This is a genomic window from Paenibacillus sp. OT2-17 (genome assembly GCF_009827695.1).
Taxonomy (GTDB): domain Bacteria; phylum Bacillota; class Bacilli; order Paenibacillales; family Paenibacillaceae; genus Paenibacillus; species Paenibacillus polymyxa_B.
Genome location: NZ_WUDQ01000127.1, coordinates 1 through 8673, shown reverse-complemented (window position 1 = coordinate 8673; position 8673 = coordinate 1). Strand labels below are relative to the sequence as shown.

The window sequence follows — 8673 nt, the reverse complement described above, 5'->3', positions numbered from 1 at the left end:
AAAATATCACTGCACTTCCCACTGGGCTTTCGAAGGAAGCGGCTGTCTCCGCAACCTCACTTGAAAAGGCGATGAACAGTGCGATCTCTGCAATTGGGGAATATAACAAGAACACAGCCAAGGAACACATTTGGGAGATTCAATCCTCCATGATGGAATATGTTTTGCGTGAGAGGGAATTTATCCAATTCATAAAACAATAAGCTAACCATATTTTCCGGCAAGGAACTGGAAATAGTTCCCCATGCCGGATTTCTGTTTGTATTGCAGTACAAATCACCGTATAATAATGAAGGTGTCAAAAAATGGCGAGGGAAGATCAGGATGAAAAAAAATGTAGGAATGCTTATACTGTTTTTGTTGCTCGGTTGGCTCTTGGGTGCATGGATTGCCAAAGCCCTTCAATCGATCAAGTTCCTTTCCTTTCTGACCCACCCCACTAGGATATCTTGGTCGCCGAGAGCGGACCTGGATATTATCAGCTACAACATAACGATAAATTTTGAATTGAGCCTGCTTAGTCTGATCGGCATCATTGCCGCGTTCTGGCTGTACCGCAGGCTCTAACTGATGAAAAGGAGCTTCCCTTATGGACGGGAAAATTACGCCCCGCATTATTCTGGCATCGACTTCACCAAGAAGGAAGGAATTACTCGCATTTTTGAGACTCCCCTTTGAGGTGGTGCCGAGTCATGCGGATGAGAGCACGCCTGAGAGCTGGACGCCTCAGCAAATCGTGGAGACCCTTGCGGCACGCAAAGCCGAAGCGGTCGTGAACACCGCCACTCAGTCGAAGGAAGCCGGACTGGTGATTGGCAGTGATACCATTGTCGTGCTGGATGGTTCGGTACTGGGCAAGCCTGCCGACCATGCGGACGCGGTTCGCATGCTGACTGCATTGCAGGGAAGAACACACCGTGTGTACACCGGGGTAGCCTGCATACATACCGGAACCGGCGAAATGCTTGTCAGACATCGCCAAACGGAGGTTACAATGAAGCCTCTGAGTCAAGAGCAAATTGTGGCATACGTGAATACTGGTGAACCGTCTGATAAAGCAGGAGCGTATGGCATTCAAGGCATGGGTGCTACGCTGGTGGAATCTATTCAGGGTTGTTATTTTAACGTCGTAGGATTGCCGCTTTCCTTGCTGTCGGACATGCTGTCCGATTTTGGAGTGAATGTGTTGCGTCCATAAAGGGGATAAACATATGCTGGAGTCGCCAATACTGATGCTTCGCGACCTCCCCCATGAAGAACGACCAAGAGAGCGCATGATGACATATGGGGCGGATGCCTTAAGCAACGCGGAGTTGCTGGCAATATTGCTGCGTACAGGAACGCAAAATGAGTCTTCGGTGCATTTAGCGCAGCGTATTTTGCAGCAGGCAGGAAATTTGCGTCAACTGGTGGATATGAGCTTGAGCGAGTTGACCCAGATTAAGGGCATTGGGGATGCTAAAGCGATACAGCTAAAAGCGGGTATCGAACTGGGGCGTCGATTAGCATTGTCTCGCCATTTGGAGACCCCGGTGATTAGTTGCCCGCGGGATGTGGCAGATCTGCTGTTTGAGCAGCTTCGTTATTTGCAGAAAGAGCATTTTGTATGCTTGTTCCTTAACACTAAAAATCATGTCATTGCTCAGGAAACACTATCTATGGGTAGCCTGAATTCTGCCATCGTGCATCCTCGTGAAGTATTTCGGGCAGCAATCAAATGCAGCAGTGCTTCAATCATTTGCGCTCATAACCATCCGAGCGGTGATCCGAAGCCAAGCCCGGAGGATGTCCAGTTGACTCGCCGCCTGATGGAAGCGGGCAACATCGTGGGTATCGACGTGCTTGATCATATTGTGATCGGGGACGGGACCTTTGTAAGTTTGAAGGAACAAGGTCTAATATAATATAATATTTAAATCAAACATTTAAACACGACCGGATAATCCGGCCTGAATAAACCGTTTATACATGGATAACAGATTTCAGGGAAGAGAAAAGGAGATTACATCATGCTGGGTGGCTTTACAAAAGATTTGGGAATAGACTTGGGGACGGCAAACACGCTTGTATACGTAAGAGGTAAAGGAATTGTGGTTCGTGAACCATCTGTAGTCGCTTTGCGTACAGATACAAAAACCATTGAGGCTGTTGGTGAATCTGCGAAAAAAATGATCGGTCGCACACCGGGAAATATCCGTGCGATTCGTCCGATGAAGGACGGTGTCATTGCTGATTTTGATACGACAGCAACGATGATCAAATATTTTATCCGTCAGGCGCAAGCACAACGCTCTTTGTTTCCGCGCCATCCGAACGTGATGGTTTGTGTGCCTTCAGGCATTACTGCGGTGGAGCAGCGTGCTGTTGAAGATGCGACGAAGCAAGCAGGCGCAAGAGAGGCATATACGATAGAGGAGCCGTTTGCAGCAGCAATTGGCGCTGATCTTCCTGTATGGGAGCCTACAGGCAGTATGGTTGTCGATATCGGTGGAGGTACAACCGAAGTGGCAGTCATTTCCCTGGGCGGGATTGTAACAAGCCGCTCCGTGCGTGTGGCTGGCGATGAAATGGACGAGTCCATCATCCAATACGTGAAGCGCCAATACAATCTGATGATTGGTGAACGGACTTCAGAGCAACTGAAAATGGAAGTTGGTTCAGCTATGCCATTAGAGCAAGTGGAAACCTCAGAAATCCGCGGACGTGATCTGGTAACAGGTTTGCCGAAGACGATTACGATTACTTCTGATGAAATTAGCGAAGCGTTATCGGATACAGTCAATGCAATCGTGGATGCGGTCAAAGTAACACTGGAAAAATGCCCTCCCGAGTTGGCAGCGGACATCATGGATAGAGGAATCGTACTTACTGGTGGTGGAGCACTTCTGCGTAATCTGGACAAGCTGTTGGCAGGTGAAACCGGAATGCCGGTGATCGTAGCGGAAAATCCTCTGGATTGTGTGGCAATCGGTACAGGCAGAGCGCTGGAAAATATTCATTTGTTCAAATCGCGCAGCAGTTCTGCCGTCCGTTCCAAACGTTGAATCGGGGGTGTAGGAACTGTTTAAGCTGTTTGGCAATAAAAGACTATTTGTTCTATTGATCGGAATCGTTCTGTTTATTGCCCTTATGGGGATTACACTTGGACAGAGAAATTCCTTAACCGGGCCCGAGAAGTTCGCCAGAGATTCAATTGGCTTTGTGCAAGGTATCTTTTACAGGCCCGCTTCAGCAATAGCGGGCTTCTTTGAAGATATCGGAAATATGCGCAGCATCTACGAAGAAAATGAACGGTTAAAAATTGCTGTAGCAAAGCTGACTCGTGACCAGATTCAGACCCATAATTATGTTGAAACAAATGCCAGACTGCAGAATGAACTGAAGTTCACCCAAACGCAAAAGGCGAAAAATAATTATGATTATCGCGTTGCTCAAGTGAACAGCGTCAGCAATGATTCCAAAACGCTTGTGATTGATATTGGAGAGAAGGACGGAGCGAAGGTTGGTCAGGAAGTCAGTTCGCTTGAAGGATTTGTAGGAGTCATTAGTCGTACTGGGAATTTTACGTCCACCGTTACGTTGTTGACTACATTGGATCCTAAAAATCCGAATTCTTATGCCATTGCAGCGACAGTCTTGGGCAAGGAAAATCAATCGTTTGGTATGATTGAAAGCTATGATCCGGGTACGAACAGATTTCAAATGACTCGCATTGAAGAAAAAGACCCAATCGCAAAGGGCGATCAGATTATTACATCTGGTGCAGGTGGGAAATTCCGCAAAAACCTAATGATTGGAACGGTAGAGAAGATTCAGGTTGGGGAATTTGGCAAAACACGAACAGCGATTGTTAAACCGGCAGCCAGCTTTGTGGATTGGAAAGAACTGCTCATCCTTTATACTCCTGAGGTACCGGAATAATGAAGATGCGCGGTCAGGTTCTAATACTGCTGCTGTTTGTACTGTTTATAGCTGAAGGGACGATTCTTCCGTGGCTTCTTCCGGATAGTTGGCATTCAAGAATGGTTCCGAATTTTGTATATGTCGTGATCTTGTTTGTGTCTGTGTATTACAGCCGTCATACAGCATTGGTGCTAGGTATTGTTTTTGGACTTATTCATGATGTAGTGTTCTACGGGTTTATCATTGGGCCTTACTCTTTTGCAATGGGGTTGTCTGCATACTTATTGGGGCTTGTTTTTACAGCACGACGTGCGCCGATGCCCATTATGATGGCAGCCGTGTTGATTGGTAGTTTCCTGCTGGATTCTATGCTTTTTGCTATTGATCAGCTGTTCCAGCTGAATCATCAGACTTTCAATTGGGCACTTGCTCAGTATATGATTCCTGATTTATTTATCCATTTTCTGTTCGCCCTCATCATTTATGTCCCAGTTCGCAAGCAATTGCAGCGTTTGGGTACCCGTGTGAAAAAGGAAGAGGCTGTCTAGGTCTTTTTACACACATTTTGTCCGGGTTAGCAGGGATTTGACGTCCCGGGGACGAAATGATTGAGATAGGAGGGACAGGCTAATGGCGGTGAAATCGAATCATGTCACGATTAAAGGCATCAAAGATGGCCTGGTATTCCTGCTGGACGATCAATGCGAGTTTGAGGATTTGCTGGGTGAGCTGCGTTTTAAGCTGGAGCACAGTCATCAAAATATTTTAACAGGCCCGATCATTCATGTGGATATTAAGCTGGGAAGCCGAGAAGTGACAGAGGAACAGAAGGAAAGTATTCTGGAGATTTTGAAGCAGAAGGGGAATCTGCTCATCAGGTCTGTAGAATCACCTGGATTGCCTGTGGAAGTGCAGGGAAAGCCCCCTATTCACACGGTGACAGGGATTATCCGTTCTGGTCAAGTGCTTCATCACAATGGGAACCTACTCTTTTTGGGAGATGTAAACCCGGGTGGAATTATAACATGTACTGGTGATATTTATGTCCTCGGCGCTTTGCGAGGCATGGCGCATGCAGGGATGGAGGGAAATAGTGAAGCGATTATTGCGGCTTCCTATTTTGCACCGACACAGCTGCGAATTTCCGAAATGATCAGCCGTCCACCAGACGAATGGGAGACACGTGAATCCGGTATGGAATTTGCGTATCTCAAGGATGGCGCTATGCAAATAGATAAAATGAGCAATATTGTGCGTCTGGGCCGCGATTTTAACGTGTTCAAAGGGGTGTAGCACATGGGAGAGGCTATCGTCGTCACTTCAGGAAAAGGCGGCGTCGGCAAAACGACGACGTCAGCCAATATAGGAACAGCGCTTGCACTGCTCGGCAAAAAGGTATGTTTGGTGGATACGGATATCGGTTTGCGTAATCTAGACGTTGTGATGGGTCTGGAAAACCGGATTATTTACGACCTTGTTGATGTAGCGGAAGGTCGTTGCCGTTTAAATCAGGCACTGGTTAAGGACAAGCGTTTTGAGGAGCTGTATATGCTGCCAGCCGCTCAAACCAAGGACAAGAGTGCTGTTACGCCGGAGCAGGTTAAGGATATTATTTTGGAGCTTAAAAAGGATTTTGAATATATATTGATCGACTGCCCTGCGGGTATTGAACAAGGCTTTAAAAATGCCATTGCCGGAGCGGATCAGGCCATTGTTGTGACCACTCCGGAAAATGCAGCCGTACGCGATGCAGACCGGGTAATTGGTTTACTGGAAAGCTCACATGTGATATCACCCAAGTTGGTGGTTAACCGCATTCGCAATAGCATGGTTAAATCCGGAGATATGCTGGATATTGACGGGATTTTACAAGTGCTTAGCATAGACCTTATTGGGATTGTGCCGGATGATGAAATGGTAATTAAAGCAGCTAATACAGGGGAGCCTACCGTTATGAATCCAGATTCACAGGCCGCGATTGCTTACCGTAACATTGCGAGACGGATTTTGGGCGATACAGTGCCCCTCATGCAGCTGGACCAGAAGAAAAGCGTGATGACAAAAACAGGAAGTTATGACTGGTAAATTGCTTCCACACTTCCTACGTGATTTTCCATTGGTTCTAAGGTAGGAGCTGTAGTAGTATTCATTTGTAATACTAGACACTTAAATAAGTAGTAATCTTATTTAAGTGTTTTTGGTTTGTTTTTTAAATTTCCATAATACAGTTTCTCAAAATTTAGGGTCATTACATAAATATCATAAATACAAAACATAACCGGTGCGCTAGCGCCGGTTTTTTTTGATTTTTAGGTGCGTATTCCCGAACCAGACAACATAAGTTGAAGCCCGTCCTCATAAGATGTATCAAACATACCTCGCTGAGGGGGCTGAACAGGATGAATAAAAATTCCGGAATCAAGCAGCGCAGAGAAGAACGTATACAGCAGCTAATCGCGGGAAGCAAAGCGGAGACATATCCCTCTGGCATATATCAGAACAGGCACGGGGATAAAGATATGAAGTCGATGCCTATAGTCAGTGCCAACTCGCCCAGAGACCCAGAAACTGAGTGGAAAAATGAGCGGCAACGCTGGCAGCAATCTTTTGGGACGAATCGTGGTCCGTCTTTTTGGACTTCCTTTTGGCGAAGATCAGTCATAGCAACGGTGTTATTTGGAATGGTATGGGGAATGTTTCGTTGGGATATTCCCTATGCAGTGAATTTGAGAATGTTTATTGCGGATGCCTTGAATAAGGATATGGATTTTGCAGCCGTCGGACAATGGTATGAAACTTATTTTGACGGAGCTCCTTCCTTTTTGCCGATTTTTGGCGAGGAGCATGAAACGCACAAGGTTGCCGCAAGTCGAAAGGGATCTCCACCGATCGAAGGCAACATAACACAGCCTTTTGTACTGAGCCTTAAAGGAGTAGAAATTACGCCGAATGTTACCGACAACGGGGCAATCGCTGTTAAAAGTATAGATGCAGGACGAGTATTAGACATATTAAATCATCCCAAAAGCGGGATTTCGGTTACAGTTCGACACACTGGCGGTATCACAGCAACTTACGGAAGGCTTTCCCGCTCTACCTTAAAAGTGAACGACTGGGTTCAGGAGGGAGATGAGATCGGTGTACTGCCAGCAAGTCACAGTGGCAGCGAGGCGGCAACTTTGTTTTTGGCAGTTCAGAGAGGGGATCAATACATTGACCCGTCGGAAGTGGTAGCCCTTGATTAATGTCCGAGGGGTGACCTTATCATTACATCCACTGTTTGTATTGGTTATGCTGACCTCTATATTAACTGGACATTTTATCGAGATCATAACTTTATTTACATTGGTGTTTATTCATGAGCTAGGTCATGCGACAGCTGCTTCGTTGTTGGGCGCGCGGGTGCTTTCCATACAGATGTTACCCTTTGGAGGAGTGGCGGTCATTGAGGATCAGGGGAAGCTCAATGCGTGGAAGGAGATTGTCATTGCGCTAGCGGGGCCCCTGCAAAACGGAATCATGATCATCATCCTTTTGTGGTTCAGAAATGTGAGTGGGCTGGAGTATGATTATGTAAATTATATAATTCAGGGGAATGCAGTTATTGCACTGTTTAATTTGCTGCCCATTTTACCACTTGATGGTGGAAAAATATTACAGTCATTGATTAGCTTATCTTGTTCTTATCACCGCACATTAGTGTGGACTTTTAGAGCCAGTATCGTAACGAGTCTGCTATTTTGTATGTATGGTATTTCACCGTTGTTAAGGCAAAATGGACCTATGCATTTAAATCTGCTGGCGGTAGGGATTTTTTTGCTTTATTCTAATATTGTGGATTATCGGAATATCCCTTACCGTTTTATACGGTTTTTGCTGGGGAGGGACGAGCTTTTTTACCGCGAAGTAGCTAAGGGGAGTATTGCCTTACCTATTGTATCCCTGCCAGTGAAACATTTGGAGCCTATTTTGCGTCTTTTCAGAAGAGATCGGTATCATATGGTTTATGTTATGAATGAACAGGGACGGATTGTAGCCGTACTGCCGGAGCAACGTCTTATTCGCTCTTATTTTGCGACACGCCCGCCAGATGGTGGAGAACCCAAGCCCAAATAATGTTTTATGAGTTAAGGAAGAGGCTGTATCCAGAGAGGTTGAAAAACCATGAAGCAAATGATTGTACAATGCCAGCAGCAGATGACCCAAATGGCGCTGTTGGAAGAGGGACGATTGGTTGAATATGCGGCTGAATTACCGCGAAAACGGGGAATTCTAGGTTCTTTTTTCAAAGCGAGGGTGGTCAATGTGCTACCAGGTATGCAAGCCGCCTTTGTTGACATTGGACAGCGAAAGAATGCCTTTTTGTATGTAGATGACGTACTTCATGCTCATTTGGACAAGCAGCCGGAGGTAAAGCCATCCATTTCAGAAGTGTTAAAGGTGGGGCAGGAAATTGTAGTGCAGGTATTAAAAGAGGCTGTTGGTAGCAAGGGAGCCAGGGTCACCACTCATTTTTCACTTCCGGGTCGCTGGATCGTATATATGCCCCGTGCTGATTATGTGGCCGTATCCAAGAAGATCGAACGTGAGGGCGAACGTACCCGTTTGAAAGCAATGGGAGAGCAGCTACGCACAAGTGAGGAAGGACTCATAATCCGTACCGTTTCGGAAGACATGAGTATAGAGGCGATTGAAAATGATTTAAATCAACTGCGTAAGCAGTGGGCGGCTATTCAGCGTAAAGCTGGTGAACACTCGGCTCCGTGCGAA

The 8673-nt window shown here is 46.2% G+C and carries 11 protein-coding genes and 1 pseudogene; all 12 read left to right on the top strand.

From position 1 onward, the window contains the following. Positions 1–203, top strand: a pseudogene (locus GRP75_RS14695) (SPOR domain-containing protein); the annotation flags it as partial. A gap of 121 nt (positions 204–324) precedes the next feature. Next, positions 325–567 carry a DUF4321 domain-containing protein gene (locus GRP75_RS14690; protein ID WP_023989955.1) on the top strand — a complete coding sequence of 81 codons (243 nt, stop codon included), beginning with the start codon at positions 325–327 and terminating at the stop codon, positions 565–567. Between the two features lie 22 nt (positions 568–589). Beyond that, positions 590–1198, top strand: a complete 609-nt coding sequence (locus tag GRP75_RS14685; RefSeq protein ID WP_061828812.1) for a Maf family protein — start codon at positions 590–592, stop codon at positions 1196–1198. Positions 1199–1211: 13 nt separating this feature from the next. Further along, a complete protein-coding gene (gene radC, locus GRP75_RS14680) occupies positions 1212–1904 on the top strand; it encodes a RadC family protein (RefSeq protein WP_025722728.1) in 693 nt (230 codons plus the stop codon). Between the two features lie 105 nt (positions 1905–2009). After that, positions 2010–3044, top strand: a complete 1035-nt coding sequence (locus tag GRP75_RS14675) for a rod shape-determining protein (RefSeq protein ID WP_013311600.1) — start codon at positions 2010–2012, stop codon at positions 3042–3044. Positions 3045–3099: 55 nt separating this feature from the next. Then, the gene (gene mreC / locus GRP75_RS14670; RefSeq protein ID WP_160789658.1) at positions 3100–3921 is read left to right on the top strand and encodes a rod shape-determining protein MreC; all 822 of its coding nucleotides are present in this window, start codon (positions 3100–3102) and stop codon (positions 3919–3921) included. After that, on the top strand, positions 3921–4451 hold the full coding sequence (gene mreD, locus GRP75_RS14665; protein WP_069290212.1) for a rod shape-determining protein MreD: 531 nt from the start codon (positions 3921–3923) through the stop codon (positions 4449–4451). Before mreC ends, mreD begins: the two co-directional genes overlap by 1 nt. Positions 4452–4533: 82 nt before the next feature. Continuing rightward, on the top strand, positions 4534–5196 hold the full coding sequence (gene minC / locus GRP75_RS14660) for a septum site-determining protein MinC (RefSeq protein ID WP_013311597.1): 663 nt from the start codon (positions 4534–4536) through the stop codon (positions 5194–5196). Between the two features lie 3 nt (positions 5197–5199). Further along, positions 5200–5988: a septum site-determining protein MinD gene (gene minD / locus GRP75_RS14655; RefSeq protein WP_160789657.1), complete on the top strand. Its 789-nt coding sequence runs from the start codon at positions 5200–5202 to the stop codon at positions 5986–5988. A gap of 314 nt (positions 5989–6302) precedes the next feature. Next, on the top strand, positions 6303–7148 hold the full coding sequence (locus tag GRP75_RS14650; protein ID WP_160789656.1) for a peptidoglycan DD-metalloendopeptidase family protein: 846 nt from the start codon (positions 6303–6305) through the stop codon (positions 7146–7148). Next, positions 7141–8019 carry a M50 family metallopeptidase gene (locus GRP75_RS14645; RefSeq protein ID WP_023989949.1) on the top strand — a complete coding sequence of 293 codons (879 nt, stop codon included), beginning with the start codon at positions 7141–7143 and terminating at the stop codon, positions 8017–8019. The genes GRP75_RS14650 and GRP75_RS14645 overlap by 8 nt, the downstream gene beginning before the upstream one ends. Positions 8020–8067: 48 nt before the next feature. Then, the coding region (locus GRP75_RS14640) for a ribonuclease E/G (protein WP_160789655.1) at positions 8068–8673 on the top strand (606 nt) is incomplete at its 3' end.

Excerpts from the sequence above, each read along its gene's own strand:
- GRP75_RS14690 (WP_023989955.1), top strand. The coding sequence starts at position 325 with ATGAAAAAAAATGTAGGAATGCTTATACTGTTTTTGTTGCTCGGTTGG.
- GRP75_RS14685 (WP_061828812.1), top strand. The coding sequence starts at position 590 with ATGGACGGGAAAATTACGCCCCGCATTATTCTGGCATCGACTTCACCA.
- radC (WP_025722728.1), top strand. The coding sequence starts at position 1,212 with ATGCTGGAGTCGCCAATACTGATGCTTCGCGACCTCCCCCATGAAGAA.
- GRP75_RS14675 (WP_013311600.1), top strand. The coding sequence starts at position 2,010 with ATGCTGGGTGGCTTTACAAAAGATTTGGGAATAGACTTGGGGACGGCA.
- mreD (WP_069290212.1), top strand. The coding sequence starts at position 3,921 with ATGAAGATGCGCGGTCAGGTTCTAATACTGCTGCTGTTTGTACTGTTT.
- minC (WP_013311597.1), top strand. The coding sequence starts at position 4,534 with ATGGCGGTGAAATCGAATCATGTCACGATTAAAGGCATCAAAGATGGC.
- minD (WP_160789657.1), top strand. The coding sequence starts at position 5,200 with ATGGGAGAGGCTATCGTCGTCACTTCAGGAAAAGGCGGCGTCGGCAAA.
- GRP75_RS14650 (WP_160789656.1), top strand. The coding sequence starts at position 6,303 with ATGAATAAAAATTCCGGAATCAAGCAGCGCAGAGAAGAACGTATACAG.